Raw genomic sequence first — 14,691 nt, forward strand, 5'->3', positions numbered from 1 at the left:
GCCTCGCGCAGGCCCCCTTGCAGTCTGGCCCACGAAAGCGGCGAGCGTCAGCTCTCGAGCGCCTTGGCCAGGCGCGCGGCCAGCAGCTCACCACGCCAGCCCTGCGGCAAGGGCAGCGGCTCGCCCTCGTAATCGGCGATCACCAACGCTTCCATGTCACGGCGCTTGCCGAGAATCTCCGGCTTGAGCTGCGTCTCCTCGGCCACCGCATTGACCTCACGCTTGAGGCGCTTCATGCAGTTCTTCCACTCCGGCGCCAACGGCGACGGCGGCACGCGCGGCAGCTGACTGTCATCGATCATCGCCACGTCCTTGAGCAGCGTCAGCACGGTGTCCCCGTGGCGCTTGATCTGCGGCGGATGCATGCCATCGACCTTGGCCAGCTCGAAGCGATTGGTCGGCAGTCGCTCGCAGATCCCGAACAGCTGCGCATCGGCCAGCAGGCGTGAACGCGGCACGTCGCGCAGACGAATCTGCTCCTCGCGCCAGTCACACAGCACCTGCCAGGCGGCCAGGCCACGCGGCGAGAGCTTCCACAGGCTGCGATGACGCTTCCAGTACTCCGGGTCCGGCGTGGCACCGCCGCTGCTGCCCGGGTCCCGGCAATCCTCTTCAAGCCACGTCATGCGGTCCAGCTCGAGCAATGCATCACGCTGCTCGGACCACACCTGCGGCAGGAACAGCACGTCCAGCGCGGCGTAATCGCACTGCGCCTGACTCAAGGGGCGCTTGAGCCAGTTGGAACGCGTCTCTTCCTTGGGCACGGTGACGCCCACCACGCGCTCGACCAGACGCTGATAGCCCATCGAGGCTTCGCCGCCGGTCAGGCCTTCGGCGATCTGGGTATCGATCAGCGGCGTCGGCGCCACGCCCGCCCAGCGCAGGAAGACTTCCATGTCCTCGCCACAGGCGTGCAGCAGCTTGAGCGGACCCTCTGCCCCCAGCAGACGCTTGAGCGCCTCGCTGGCCGGCACCACCGTGGGGTCGATCAGGAAGATGCGCGGCGTCTTGCCGTCCGCACCGGGCAGCTCGCCGTCACGGGCGGCCATCAGCTGCACCAGTGCCGGAATCGGGAAGAAGGTCGACTCGCGGATGAATTCGGTGTCCAACGCCAGCCAATCGGCGCCTTCCAGTTCTGAACAGGCAGCGGCCAGCGCCTCGGGGGTCTCGACCCAGACGGCCTCGAAATCGAGTTCTGACAGCAGTGCGGTGGCGGGTTGATCACTCATCAGCAAGGAAATCTCGTGGTGACAGGCTTGCCCGGGCAAGCGGAAATTGAAGGTGACGGGCACTCGCCAGACACCGGGCGGTAAACGACCGCGGGCGTGGTGGTTCCTGACCACCACGCCCGCAGACGTGCTGCTGTAGTTGCTTTGCTACCGAAGCTGCCTTGAAGCCGAAGCTGCCCTGATGCCGGTGCCGAACAGCGTCGGCACCGGCATCGCATCAGATCTCGCCGAGGGTGAACGGCAGACGGCCGCTGAAGGCACGACTGAGCGTGCCGCCATCGACGTATTCAAGCTCGCCGCCCATCGGCACGCCATAGGCCAGACGCGTCAGCTTGAGCGGCTGCCCACCGTGCTGCACATCGCGAAGCTGCTCGGCGATGTAATGTGCGGTGGCCTCGCCCTCGACCGTCGGGTTGGTGGCCAGCACCAGCTCCTCGATCTGGCTCTCGCGGACGCGGGTTTCCAGCGCATCCAGCCCGATATCCTCGGGCCCGATGCCATCCAGCGGCGACAGATGGCCGTGCAGCACGAAATAGCGCCCCACATAGCCTCCCGCGCCCTCGATGGCGAGCTGGTCGGCGGGCGATTCCACCACGCACAGCACGCGCTCATCACGCCGCGGACTCAGGCACAGCTGACAGACCTCTTCCTCGGTCAGCGTGCGGCAGCGCGCACAATAGCCGACGCGCTCCAGCGCCTCGCCCAGCACGCCGACCAGACGGTCGGCGCCCATGCGATCACGCTCCAGCAGATGCAGCGCCATGCGCTGTGCCGTTCGCGGACCAACGCCCGGCAGCACGCGCAAGGCATCCAGCAACTGATCTACCAGCGGCGAAAATCCCATCAGAACGGCATCTTGAAGCCGGCCGGAAGGTTCATGCCAGCAGTCGCCTCTTCCATCTGCTTCTTGGAATTGACTTCGACCTTACGCACCGCGTCATTGACGGCGGCCGCCAGCAGATCTTCCAGCAGCTCCTTGTCTTCTTCCATCAGGCTCGGATCGATCTCGACGCGCGCGACGTCATGACGACCGTTCATGGTGACCTTGACCATGCCCGCGCCGGATTCGCCCTGGACTTCCGCCTTGGCGGCTTCTTCCTGGACCTTCTGCATGCGCTCCTGCATTTCCTGCGCCTGCTTCATGATGTTACCCATACCGCCTTTTCCACCGAACATGGCTCACCTCATCAATAACGTGTTGAACATGACCTAACGATAAATGCTGTCTGGCGGAGGTGCCATGTCGTGGCACCTCCGGCCTGTGGTGTGCGTGCCTTGTCGGCACACGCACCGCGAATCCGGAAAAGCGTAAGCGATGCCCGGCACCGCCGACGCTCGGTCGAAACTGTCCAGAGCGTCAGAAATCGTCCGGCTCGAAGGAGTTGACGCTTTCCTCGATCAGACGCGCGCCCAGCTGTTGCTCCATGGACTGGATATGCGGGTCAGCACGCAAGGCTTCAACCGCGCGCACATGACGTTCACCCAACAGACGAATGCGACGACTGTGCGGCGTTTCCAGACCTTCCGGCAGCGGCGCGACGCTGATCTCCAGCACACGCTCCACGCCCTGGCCCGCCAGCGCCTTGCGAATGCGCTCCTGATGGACTTCGGCCATCATCGCCGACTGGGCGGGGTCCAGCCTCAACTTGAGGTGGGTGCCGTCATCGTGCTCGACCAGGCAATGCGCGCCGATATTGCGCGTGATGCCGCCCAGCCCCAGTGAGGGGAACAGCTCCAGCCACGCGGCGTGATTCAAACGACCATCGGCACTCGGGGCGCTCGGCGCAGTCGCAGGCGTGGGTGCCGGCGCCGGCGCCGGTGCGGGAGCAGGCTCCGGCAGCGGTTGCGCTGCCACGGACGCGACAGGCTCAGACACGACAGGCTCAGACACGACAGGCTCAGGCGACGGCGATACAGCGGGCTCTAGCGCTGCTGGTACTGCTTCAGCGGGCTGCGGTGCTGCTGGTACAGCTTCAGCGGCTTTCGGCGCTGCCATTTCAGCGGGCTGCGGTGCCGATGACTCAGCAGCCTCTGGCTGTGCTGGCGCGGAACCGAAGGCGGCACTCAGGCGTGACATCGCCGAGCTTGGCGCAGCGGGCGCCTGTGCGGGAGCTGCCGTCTGTTCTGGCGCTGGCGCCGACACTGGCGCGGCCGCAGGCTGGGGCGCGTCTTGCGCTACGTCGCGAAAGCCGGCATCCCGGGCGTCCTGCGGAACGTCCTCCGTCGCCCACGGGGGCGGCTCGTCGGCCATCGGCGGCTGTGCTTCGGTCGCTGGCGCGGCCACTGGTGCGGCAGGCTGAGGCGCGGGCGCCATCGGGGGCACCGGCGCTTGCTGAGGCTGGGCCGGGGCTTGCTGGACAGGAGCCTGCTGAGCCGGAGCTGCTTGAACAGGAGCCTGCTGAACAGGCGCTTGCTGGACAGGCGCCGAGGCTTGAGCGCCAGGCGCGTTCGCACCCTCCGCCTGGCCGGTCATCGGCAGCGGCGTCTGCGCTGGGCGCGGCACGCCCTGCGGGCGGAAGGCCAGCATGCGCAGCAGCGTCATTTCCAGTGCGGTACGCGCATCCGGGGCGTTGGCCATGTCGCCACGCCCCTGAAGGGCGATCTGGTAATAGAGCTGCACGTCTTCACCGGTGAAACGGCTGGCCAGCGCCAGCAACGCATCACGGTCGCCATGCCCGTTGTCCAGTGCGCTCGGCACCATCTGGGCGATCGCCAGACGGTGGAAGACGGACGCCATGTCATCCAGCACCCCGCCGTAGTCCGGCCCCTGCTCGGCCAGGGTCGCGACCTCCGCCAGCAGACTCGCGGCGTCCAGCGAGGCCAGACACTCCAGCAGCGCCAGCACATGGCGGTGATCCAGCGTGCCGAGCATGGCGGCGACATCTTCGCGCCGCACCTGGCCATGGCCGAAGGCGATCGCCTGATCGGTCAGACTCATGGCGTCACGCATCGAACCATCGGCGGCCTTGCCGAGCAGCCACAGCGCGTCTTCCTCGAAGCTGACTTCCTCGCGGGCGAGAATGTCAGACAGGTGCTCGACCACGCGCACCGGCGGCATGTTCTTGAGCGTGAACTGCAGGCAGCGCGACAGGATGGTGACCGGCAGCTTCTGCGGATCAGTGGTCGCGAGCAGGAACTTCACATGGGGCGGCGGCTCTTCCAGGGTCTTGAGCAGCGCATTGAAACTGTGGGTCGACAGCATGTGCACCTCATCGATGAGGTACACCTTGTAGCGGCCCTGGGTCGGCGCGTACTGGACGTTGTCCAGCAGCTCACGCGTGTCCTCGACCTTGGTCCGCGAGGCGGCGTCGACTTCGATCAGGTCGACGAAGCGGCCCTCATCGATCTCGCGACAGGTGCCACACACGCCACACGGCCTGGAGCTGACGCCCTCTTCACAGTTCAGGCACTTGGCCAGAATGCGCGCCAGCGTCGTCTTGCCGACACCGCGGGTCCCGGTGAACAGATAGGCATGGTGCAGGCGCCCCTGATCGAGGGCATTGACCAGCGCACGGCTGACATGCTCCTGACCGATCAGTTCGTGAAAATTGCGCGGGCGCCACTTGCGCGCCAATACCTGATAGCTCATTGAGCGGGGCATTCCTTGGGCGATCTGAAACATGAGCTGAAACCTGCACGACCCGGCTGGGCTTCACCCCCGACGGTCGACAGACGGAGACCGATGACGAGGCCTCGCTGAGAATGCGCTCATTCTAGCGACTTGCCGTGTGGCTTCAAAGCACGATGCCACTTGCGCAGCAGGATTGAGGGCGCGAGGCCGGATGACAGGCGTGATGCGCCCCCGAATTGCGGGCACGACGAAACGCCAAGCGGGGCTCGGGACAGGCAGGAGATGACAGATTCAGACAGCGAGGGTGTGGCGAAAAGCTTCAAGCAACGTAAAGCGAAGGGCTTACAGGGGCTTGCGAGGACTTGAGATGGAGCCTTGCACAGCAGGCGGGATGATGCGGACATTTCACGAGCAGCCACTTTCAGGGCCCTGAAATGGAGGCGGCCCCATCAGCCACATCCCGGCACACGCGTCAGCCACTACCGTTGCTCCCTTCCGGGCCTGGCGGGGTTTGCAGCCTAGCATTGCGGGAGGACCGACAGGGCCACCACAAATATGATCATTCGGTGAACTACCGAGCCAATCGCTTGAACTTCAAGCACTTGGCGTGATCAAGGCGCACACTATAACAGCGCATCGCCGCCCTCACAAGAGGAGATCACGCCGCGGGCTATTGCGTCGCCTCACGCGCTCGGCGATGGCGGAAATGACGCGCCATCACCGGTAGCAACAGCATCAGGACGATCAGGCGCAGAAGGTGATGGAAGGCGACGAAGATCGGGTCGAGATCGAGCGCCACCGCCAATAGCGCCATCTCGCCGATACCGCCGGGTGCCAGGGCAAGAAAGGCCACATCACGCGGCACGCCCATCAGCTGATGGATCAGCTCGGCAAAACAGCCCAGCACCGACAGCGAGATCAGGGTCGCCACGCCCGACTGCCCCATCACCCCGACCAGTACCCGCGGCGTAAGGCCCTTGAAGCGCGCCCCGATGGCGCAACCCAGCACCAGCTGCATGACATCAGTGCCCCACACCGGTGGCGAGAAACGCACCACGTCACCAAGCGACAGCACCAGCGCCAGCAACAGCGGCGCCAGCAGCGAGGCATTGGGAATGCGCAGTCGCCTGGCCAGGGGCAACAGAATCGGCAGCACCGCGATCAGCCACAGGCCGCTTACCGCCACATCGCTGCCGATGCCGGGCGTGCCCGCCGCGCCTTCCAGCACCCAATAGAGCGGCGGCAGAATCATGATCACCAGCAGCACCCGCAACGATTGCGCCACCGCGATGTGCTGCGGATCACCACCGATGCGCTCGCCGATCACCACCATCGCCGTCAGCGCGCCGGGCACCGAGGAGAACCACGCACTGGTGGCGTCAAAACCACAGCGGCGATACCAGGCGGCGCAGGCCAGCGTCGAGGCCCACACCCCCGCCAGCAACAACAACGCCGACAACCACCAGCTGGAGAGGTGCGAGACCAGCTCCGGCGAGACGCGCGCGCCCAGCGTTAGACCCAGCACCCCCAGAAACAGATTGCGCATCCGGTCCGGCACACCAAGCTTCAGCCCGGCCATCGCGCCCAGCAGATTGGCGACCAGCGGCCCCAGCATCCACGCCAGCGGCATGCCGGTGAGCTGGAACAGCCAACCGCCCACCACCCCCAGCGCCAGCGAGGTCAGCAGCGGCCTGAGCGGCGCGTCAGCCTTGAGCGAGGTGGCAGCCTTGAGCGACGTGACAGCCCTGAGCGACGTGACAGCCGTGAGCCAATGGGCTGGCGAGAGACGGGAGGCGCGCGCCTTGAGGCGCTGCAATAGCGGAACGGATGGCATGCTGGCTTCCTTGTCAGCGACACGAAACAGGCCACCAATGATACGCTGGCGCAAGCGCCATTGGCTGCCTGTTTGAGGCAATATTGCGCCTTCAAGCGGCCATTGCAGGTCGCAGACCGGCCCTGTGCCTGACTCTCATCACTCTTGTCGCGTACCTGACGCGCCCTTGCGGAGCCCGGATGACTTCTCCCGACTCACTCCCCTCAGCACCTGACGATTCAGCGGCTGACGATTCAGCGCATGGCCCAGCCACCGCACCGCCCCCGGCCCTGCTGCTGGTCGAGGACGACGCCCTGCTGTCCAGCACGCTGTGCAGCGTCTTTTCCGCCGAGGGCCTAACGGTCACCCACCTGGCCGATGGCGCCGCGGCGCTTGCCCGCCTGGCGACCAGCCACGATCACGGCTTCGCGCTGATCGTGCTCGACCTCAACCTGCCCGGCGCTTCCGGGCTCGAGATTCTCGCCGCGCTGCGCCAGCACGACCGCCAGACACCGGTGCTGATTCTCACCGCGCGCGGCGCCATCGAAGATCGCGTGCGCGGACTCGACCTGGGCGCCGATGACTATCTTGCCAAGCCCTTCGTGCTCGATGAGCTGGAAGCCCGCGTGCGCGCCCTGCTGCGCCGCCATGCCACTCTTCAGGCCAGTCAGCAGGCCACTCTTCAGGCCAGCCAGCAGCCGGCGCCCTCGCCTGGCATCTCCCCACGCCTGACCCTCGGCAGTTTGGCCTTCGAGCCACTCAATGCACGCTTTCTGCTCGCCGAGGCCCCGCTGGCGCTGCCGCCCCGTGAACAGCGCCTGCTGGGTTGTCTGATCCAGCATGCCGGCGAGCCGGTGGACAAGGCGCGCCTGACCCGCGAGGCCTTCGGTGAAGAAGAGGCCGTGGGCGACAACGCCATCGAGGTCTATGTGCATCGCCTGCGCAAGCGCCTGGAAGGCAGCGACGTCAATCTGCGTACCATCCGAGGCCTTGGCTATCTACTGGAACAGACCACGGACGGCAGCGCTTGAATTCCGCACCCTCACCACGCCCGCAGACGGCGGCAAAACGCAGTATCAGCCTCTATCGGCGCCTGCTGAGCTGGCTGCTGCTGCCCCTGCTGGCGCTGGGCACCCTGCTGCTGGTGCAGGCCTTCCTGTCGGCGCGCGAGGCAGCGGACCGCGCCTACGACAGGCTGCTGGAGGCCTCGCTGGTCACCATCGCGGAACAGGTCAAATGGCAGGACGGCCAGTTGTGGCTCGACCTGCCGCCCGCCGCTCTCGAGATGCTGGCCACCGACGCCCAGGAGCGCGTCTTCTACAGCCTGGTGGATGCCGATGGCGAGCAGGTCACCGGCAATACCCACCTGCCGGATGCCAATCGCGCCGCCGAGGGTCGCCTGGCCCCACAGGAATCGCTCGGACGCAGCGGCGAACTGTCGTTTCGCGATATCGCCTGGCAGGGACAGGCACTGCGGTTGGGCAGCCTGGATACCCGGCTGGGCGGCTGGGGCGATGACCCACGCCACGGCCAGCGCTACAGCATTCGCGTCGCCCATACCCGCGAGGGGCGAGACACCCTGACGCGTGAGCTGTTCAGTGGCTCGCTGGTGCGTCTGGCGGGCATGGCCACGCTGGCACTGCTGGTGGTGCTGATCGGCGTACGGCTGGCGCTATCGCCGCTGACCCGCCTGCGCCGCGCCATTCGCGAACGCGACTCGCGCAGTCTGGCGCCGCTCAACCTGCCCCTGCCGCGCGAGCTCGAGGAGCTCAAGCACACCATCAATGACCTGCTGGCGCGCATGCGTCGTGTGCGCGCCAATCAGGAGCGTTTCATCGGTGACGCCTCGCACCAGCTGCGCACCCCGCTGGCGGGACTCTCCGCTCACGCCGAGCTGGCACTGCGTCAGCAGGACCCCAGCGCCTGGCATGCCGCGCTGGGCCAGATGCAGGCCACCGCCAGCCATACCGCCCATCTGGCCAATCAGCTGCTGTCGCTGACACGCCTCAACAACCCGGAAGTGCAGCCGCCGCGCGTGCCGCTGGAGCTGTCGGCGCTGACGCGCGCCACCGTCAGCCGGCTGTTCCTGCGCTGTGATCGCTCTGGCGTGGACCTCGGCCTCGAGATCGCCCCGGACATCGATGGCGCCGCCTGGACGCTGGGCGTCGAGTGGCAGCTCGAGGAGGCACTGGCCAACCTGATCGACAATGCCTGCAAGCACGGCGCGCGCACCGTCACACTCACCCTGAGCCGGATGGCGGCGCCGAGCGATGCCACGTTCACGCTACCGGACAGCGCCACACTGGCGGGCCGCTGGCGGCTGAGCGTCGAGGATGATGGCCCGGGCATCGACGCCGAGCGGCGCCTGCTGGTACTACGCCCCTTCCACCGCAACACCCAGCCCGACAGTCATGATCAGGCGCCGGCGCAGCAGCCCGATGAGCTCAAGCATCACGAAGGCGCCGGACTGGGGCTGGCGATCGTCGATGGCATCGCGCGACATCACGATGCGCGCCTGACGCTCAGCGACGCGACAGCACGCAGCATGACGCAGGCTGCTGACTCTGTATCCCGCACGGACGATGCAATCCGCGCAGCCGACGCAAACGACACAGCCGAGACAGGCGCGTCCTGCGGGCTATGCGTCAGTCTGCATCTGGCGCCCTGTGCAGCGCCTGAGGTGAAAGTGGATGGGGAGGATGAATCAGCACAGGCCGGCAAGCCTGCGAAGACAGGGGGCACAGCATGCTAGCGAGACGATCACCAACCGGGCAGCAGCGCCCTGACCATCACGGTCATGACAATCACCGCCCGGATCATCACCGCCCGGGCAGACAGCGATCTGGACGGCTGACGGTCTGCCTCGCGCTGGCCGTGCTTCTGAGCCCCGTCAGTCAGGCCGCAACCCAGGCAGCGTTCGATCCGCTGCTCGAAGAGCATCAATCGCTGTGGTTGCAGGATGGCCAGCCAATCACGGCGCCCGCGCCTGACAACGACGCCAGCCTCGCGGCCGACCTGACCATTCACGCCGCGCTGGACCTGCCCGAGATTCGCCCGCTGCTGCTGCGTTACAGCCGCCAGCATCCTGAGCGAGTGCTGCACTACGTCAATCGCTCCGCTCTGGGGCTTGAAGCACAGTACCTGCAGGCGCCGCTGACACCGCAGGCCGATCTGATGATCTCCTCGGCCATGGGGCTGCAGTACCGACTCGCCAATCAGGGTCACGCCCTGGCACTCGAGGCCCCCAATCTGGCCGCCTGGCCGGCCAACTCACGCTGGCGCAATGAGCTGTATGCGATGAGCTTCGAGCCGATCGTGATGGTGGCGCGACGTGATGCGCTCAAGCGCCTGGCGGACCTCGACGGCCTGCGCAATCCCCGCGATGTGCTGCGCAGCCATCGCGACTTCTGGCACCTGCTCGAGACGCGCCGCGAGCAGCTGCGCGGCCGCATCATCAGCTACGACCCGCGCCGCAGCGGCTCCGGCTTTACCTATGCCGTGTCCGACGCCCGTCAATCGCCGCGCTACTGGACGCTGGTACGCGCCATGGGGCAAGCCGATGCCAGACTGGTCAGCACCACCGGCGCCATGCTCGAGGCGCTGGCCAGCGGCGAGGTGGATATCGCCTACAACCTGGTCGGCCCCTACGCGGTGACCTTTGCCCGCGCCCATCCGGAGCTGGTGGTGATCGTGCCGGAAGACTACGTGCTGATTCAACGCCGGCTGGCCTTCGTCCCCCAGCAGGCACCTCACCCCGAGGCCGGTGAGGCCTTTCTCGACTGGTGGCTGAGTCTGGAAGGCCAGCAGGCGGTGGCCAGCGACAGCCAGCTGGGCGCGCTGCACCCCGAGGTGGGTGGCGAGGGCAGCGCTCAGCACATGCGCGAGCAACTGGGCGATGCGCTACGCCCGATCGAGATCGGCCCTGGCCTGTTGGCGACACTTGACCGCCTCAAGCAGGCCAGTTTCCTGAGCCGCTGGGTACTGGAATTCGAGGCCCCTGCTCCCTTTGCCGGTGAGACGAGCCCGGGTCAGGGTCAGGGCCCGTCAGCCACGCAGCCCGAATTGAACCAGTGATGCGTGGCGTCAGGCCTGACTAGCACATCCCCTCTTTCACGGCTCGATCTGTACAAGTCGCCTTTGCAGGGCGCCCTGGATACAGAACCGAGCCCATCACGCACAAGGCGCCCCGCGGGGCGCCTTGTGCGTGATGCCATGCGGCATTCAATGAGATGAGCGAGAGGGTTCAGCGTCAACGACCGCCGGCATCTCCGCCGCCGTCACCGCCATCGGCGTCCGGCGCGGCCTCGCGCAGCCCGGCGTCCTCACGGCCTGCCAGTCCCTCGGCGGGCTTGCGACGCGCGATCAGTGCACCACCTTCCCGGTGCTCGCTGCTCTGATACTCCGTGCTTTCCGTCTCGCTGCTTTCCGGTGAGCCGCTGGCGGGGCGCAACGGCTCCGCCGAGGCGCTGCGCTGCTCGACGAGGCGCTCGGTGCCATCGTCGCGATGCAGCCAGACATCCATCTGCTGGAAGGCGACCTTGAGGCCATGCTCTCGGAAGCGTGCATCCACCCAGCGGTTGATCTCATCGGTGGCGTAGAGGCGATCGGTCAGGTCATTGACGTAGATGCGCAGCTCGAAACCGAAGTTGTCCTGGTTGTAGGTCAGGCAGAACACCAGCGGCTCCGGGTCCTTGAGCACCCGCCTGTTTTCCTGGGCGGCCTGCATCAGCAGACGATGCGCCAGATCCAGATCACTGCCATGGGCGACACCGAAATTGAGCACCACCCGCGTGACGTTGTCCGACAGCGACCAGTTGATCAGCTGGTCGGTGACGAACACCTTGTTGGGGATGATGATCTCCTTGCGATCGAAGTCCGTCACCGTGGTGGCGCGGATCCGGATGCGATTGACCGTGCCATGCAGGTTGCCGATGGTAATGGTGTCGCCGATGCGCACCGGGCGCTCGAACAGGATGATCAGGCCCGAGATGAAGTTGGCGAAGATCTCCTGCAGGCCAAAGCCCAACCCGACACTCAACGCCGCCACCAGCCACTGCAGCTTGTCCCAGCTGACGCCCATGCTGCCCAATGTCATCACGAAACCGGTGGCCATGATCACGTAGGACAGCAGCGAGGTGATCGCGTAGCTGGAGCCCTGCTTGAGCTCGAGCCGCGACAGGATCGAGACCTCCAGCAGGCCCGGCAGGTTGCGCGCCATCATCACCGCCACGGCGAGGGTGATCATGCCCGCGATCAGGTCCGCCAGCGAGATGGGCGTCGCCGAATCGCCCTCGACGGAAGCGGCGATTTCCCACACCACCACGCTGTCGAGATAGCTGAGCACATTGAGCAGATCGGCCCACACCACATAGAAGATCGACAGGAAGCTGATGACCAGGATCAGCTTCGAGAGACGCAGTGACTGGGAGTTGACCTGCTCCATGTCCAGCGGCGGCTCTTCCACCACCTCGACACCGCCTTCGGCGCCCTCCTGCACCTGGGCGCGGCGACGCGCCACGGCGCGACGATAGGCCAGACGCCGCGCGGCGACTGCCAGCCCGCGCACCACGGTGGCTTCCACCAGAATCCAGGCCCCGAACAGGAAGATGGTAGTGATGAAGCGGCCACACAGACGCAGCGCGGTGTACTCGTAGCCGAGGCAGATCAGCACGCCCAGCGCCACCGGCACCAGCGCCATCGCAAGGCCCAGAATCAGTCGGAACAGCTTGAGACCGAAGAAGGGGACGTGGGCCAGAATCAGCCGCGACAGACAGAAGCTCATCGCCATCAGGCCCACGAACAGAATGGCCAGCCCCAGCGGACGCTCGAGCAGATTGAGGTCCGCCTCGCTGATGATGTTGGTGGTCAGCACCACCGGCAGCAGCGCGAAGCCCAGCCACCAGATATGGCGGCGCAGCTCCGCCACGTAGTTGGCCGGCCACTGGAAGTGACGCTCGGCGACGCCATCCTTGACCAGCAGACGGCGGAAGATGGCGAAGATGCCCCACGCCAGCGACAGCTTCAACAGCGCCTGGCCCAACGCCCATAGCATGATGCCCTCACCCAGCGACAGCACGCCGCCGATCAGCGCCAGCGCCAGCGCGCCGGGGATGGCCAGCAGGACGTTGAGCAGAATGGCGCGCGGCGTATGCAGCTGGGTGTCCTGCTTCAGGCGCCCTATCTGGGCGTGGAGGTCCGCCAGGCGCGCACGGATGCGCGAACGCTTCCAGGTGATGAAGATCAGCAGCAGCAAGCCCGGCAGCGCCACCCACAGGTCACTGAGCTGAAAGCCCTTGGACAGCCCCGCCACCACGCCACGCCAGACGTTGGGCCTGAGCTCCTCGGCGAGCATTTCCGGGGTACGCGACAGCCAGTCGAGATCCAGCGGCTTGCCGTTGGCGACCCAGAACAGCTGCTCCTCGATGGTCTGGCGCAGACGCCCTGACACTTCCAGCAGCTGCTGCTGGTTGAGCTGCAGGTCGATGGCGCGTGCCAGCAGGCTGTCGTATTCCTTGTCGAGCTTGTCGACCAGCTCCTTGCGCGCCTCCAGCTGACCGATCAACGCCTGACGCAGCTCGGCGCTGATCTGGCTGACATCGGCATTGCCGCCGGGGCGTTCCAACGCCGCGGCCTCGCCGAGCACGTAGGAATTGAGATAGCCCGGAATATCGGCGAGCTGCTCACGCACCTTGTTGAGTTCGAACTGCTTGAGGCGCAGGTCGGCGATCTCTTCCTTCAAGTCCTTGCGCACATCGACCTGCGGCAGGCGGCTCTGCTGCTCACGCAGGATACGCGCCAGCAGGACGCTGCCCTTGATGGCCTCGATCTGCTCGCTCATGGTGCGCTCGACCTGGGTGACGCGATCGAGCTGGGTGCGCACCTCCAGCCCATCGCGAATCACGGCGTTGACCCGATCGGTGATCGCCAGCAGCTGGCTGCTGAGTTCGCGGTTGCGGTTGAGCACCTGCTGGAAGATGGGATTGTCGGCCAGCGCGGCATTCTCGCCACTGGTGGCATCGGCGATGGTCTGCTCGGACTGGTTGCGGCGCTTGTCGTTGACCAGCGTCTGGACCTGCTCCAGATCCTGCTCCAGATTGGCGATCTGACGACTGTAGAGGGTCTTGCGCACCTGGGCCAGCTCACGCAGCAGGGAGCTTGAATTGAGCTCTGAATGGCTCAGCTCGCCACGCGTCTCGGCCAATGCCAGACGCGCCTCGATCAGGTCACGCCCGGTGCCGGACAGGTCGGCATCGCCGCTGCCACCCAGCTGGGTCTGCAGACGCTGCACCTGCTGCTGCGCATCGGCCAGGGTCGAGCGCGAACGCTCCGGCAGGCTCTGGGCATTGATCAGGCGCCGGTTGGTATCGGCCAGCTTGTCCTGCAGGTTCTGAAGCGAGTCGAGAATCGAGGTCATGCGCTTGTCCAGCGCCTCGACCGACTCGTCTTCCAGCGATGCGATGCTGGGCGGGGTGTAGTCCTGAGGCAGGCGCGCCAGCTCGGCCTGCGCCTTCGCCAACTCCGCCGGTGCCTCCTTGACCTCACTCTTGAGGGAATTCAGGCTGCTGGTGGCCTCGGCGAGGTCGTCGAGCACCGTCAGGGTATCCTTGAGGTCCGCGATGCGCTGACGGGTGTCGGCATCCGGTTTCTCGACGCTCTGCAGGTCTTCAAGCTGAGTCTGGACATCAGCACGCTTCGGGGCGTCCGCACTGGCCGTGGCCGGCACCCAGGCCAGCAGCACCATCAGCAGCAAGGCGCCTGCCAACATCATCAGTCTCAAGGACTTGTTACCTGTCACAGCTGTCTCCTCAATGGTCACCACCGCGCTTCTTCATCGGCTCTACTGCCCCGCCAGGCCGCCGTCAGCCATGCAGGATGGCATCGTGAAAGGCCGCAAGCGCAGGCAAGGGCCGCATTGTCGACTGGCGCTGCATCCCACGCAATCCTTGTCGGCAAACGTCCGCCGGCGGTCGCCCAGCAAAGGATGAAGTGGAGGATGAAGCAAAGAGTGACGGGGCGAGAAAGCGGTGATTGCGGGCCAGCGTGAGCGACATGCATCGTCGCATCTAGGCGACGCACCT

The 14,691-nt window shown here is 66.1% G+C and carries 9 protein-coding genes and 1 other RNA gene; 3 read left to right on the top strand and 7 right to left on the bottom strand.

Annotated elements, in window-relative coordinates:
- Positions 1-47: 47 nt before the first annotated feature.
- The 6 genes from rnd to CLAM6_RS14120 all read right to left on the bottom strand — a co-directional run bounded on the left by rnd (position 48) and on the right by CLAM6_RS14120 (position 6,634).
- On the bottom strand, positions 48-1,229 hold the full coding sequence (rnd, locus tag CLAM6_RS14095) for a ribonuclease D (RefSeq protein WP_153636444.1): 1,182 nt from the start codon (positions 1,227-1,229) through the stop codon (positions 48-50).
- Positions 1,230-1,446: 217 nt separating this feature from the next.
- Positions 1,447-2,073 carry a recombination mediator RecR gene (recR, locus tag CLAM6_RS14100; protein ID WP_043333870.1) on the bottom strand — a complete coding sequence of 209 codons (627 nt, stop codon included), beginning with the start codon at positions 2,071-2,073 and terminating at the stop codon, positions 1,447-1,449.
- Positions 2,073-2,405, bottom strand: coding sequence for a YbaB/EbfC family nucleoid-associated protein (locus tag CLAM6_RS14105; RefSeq protein ID WP_043333871.1), 333 nt, complete (start codon positions 2,403-2,405; stop codon positions 2,073-2,075). The genes recR and CLAM6_RS14105 overlap by 1 nt, the downstream gene beginning before the upstream one ends.
- Positions 2,406-2,586: 181 nt before the next feature.
- Positions 2,587-4,818: a DNA polymerase III subunit gamma/tau gene (dnaX, locus tag CLAM6_RS14110; protein ID WP_153636445.1), complete on the bottom strand. Its 2,232-nt coding sequence runs from the start codon at positions 4,816-4,818 to the stop codon at positions 2,587-2,589.
- A 426-nt stretch (positions 4,819-5,244) separates the two neighbouring features.
- Positions 5,245-5,341, bottom strand: an RNA gene (gene ffs, locus CLAM6_RS14115) — signal recognition particle sRNA small type.
- A gap of 129 nt (positions 5,342-5,470) precedes the next feature.
- A complete protein-coding gene (locus CLAM6_RS14120) occupies positions 5,471-6,634 on the bottom strand; it encodes an AbrB family transcriptional regulator (RefSeq protein WP_153636446.1) in 1,164 nt (387 codons plus the stop codon).
- A gap of 179 nt (positions 6,635-6,813) precedes the next feature.
- Between CLAM6_RS14120 and CLAM6_RS14125 the strand changes: the two genes are divergently transcribed.
- The 3 genes from CLAM6_RS14125 to CLAM6_RS14135 all read left to right on the top strand — a co-directional run bounded on the left by CLAM6_RS14125 (position 6,814) and on the right by CLAM6_RS14135 (position 10,687).
- A complete protein-coding gene (locus CLAM6_RS14125; protein ID WP_153636447.1) occupies positions 6,814-7,644 on the top strand; it encodes a response regulator transcription factor in 831 nt (276 codons plus the stop codon).
- Positions 7,641-9,365 (top strand): sensor histidine kinase, encoded by a 1,725-nt coding sequence (locus CLAM6_RS14130; protein ID WP_242007685.1) that lies wholly within the window; start codon positions 7,641-7,643, stop codon positions 9,363-9,365. The genes CLAM6_RS14125 and CLAM6_RS14130 overlap by 4 nt, the downstream gene beginning before the upstream one ends.
- A gap of 122 nt (positions 9,366-9,487) precedes the next feature.
- Positions 9,488-10,687 (top strand): ABC transporter substrate-binding protein, encoded by a 1,200-nt coding sequence (locus CLAM6_RS14135; RefSeq protein WP_172978717.1) that lies wholly within the window; start codon positions 9,488-9,490, stop codon positions 10,685-10,687.
- 175 nt (positions 10,688-10,862) lie between these two features.
- Here the strand turns inward: CLAM6_RS14135 and mscK are convergent, their stop codons facing one another.
- The gene (mscK, locus tag CLAM6_RS14140) at positions 10,863-14,408 is read right to left on the bottom strand and encodes a mechanosensitive channel MscK (protein WP_225347194.1); all 3,546 of its coding nucleotides are present in this window, start codon (positions 14,406-14,408) and stop codon (positions 10,863-10,865) included.
- Between the last annotated feature and the right edge of the window lie 283 nt (positions 14,409-14,691).

This window comes from Cobetia sp. AM6 (genome assembly GCF_009617955.1).
Taxonomy (GTDB): domain Bacteria; phylum Pseudomonadota; class Gammaproteobacteria; order Pseudomonadales; family Halomonadaceae; genus Cobetia; species Cobetia amphilecti.

What these genes read in the sequence shown, in the direction of transcription:
- dnaX (WP_153636445.1), bottom strand. Translation starts at nt 4,818, where the DNA reads ATGAGCTATCAGGTATTGGCGCGCAAGTGGCGCCCGCGCAATTTTCAC.
- CLAM6_RS14120 (WP_153636446.1), bottom strand. Translation starts at nt 6,634, where the DNA reads ATGCCATCCGTTCCGCTATTGCAGCGCCTCAAGGCGCGCGCCTCCCGT.
- rnd (WP_153636444.1), bottom strand. Translation starts at nt 1,229, where the DNA reads ATGAGTGATCAACCCGCCACCGCACTGCTGTCAGAACTCGATTTCGAG.
- CLAM6_RS14105 (WP_043333871.1), bottom strand. Translation starts at nt 2,405, where the DNA reads ATGTTCGGTGGAAAAGGCGGTATGGGTAACATCATGAAGCAGGCGCAG.
- recR (WP_043333870.1), bottom strand. Translation starts at nt 2,073, where the DNA reads ATGGGATTTTCGCCGCTGGTAGATCAGTTGCTGGATGCCTTGCGCGTG.
- CLAM6_RS14125 (WP_153636447.1), top strand. Translation starts at nt 6,814, where the DNA reads ATGACTTCTCCCGACTCACTCCCCTCAGCACCTGACGATTCAGCGGCT.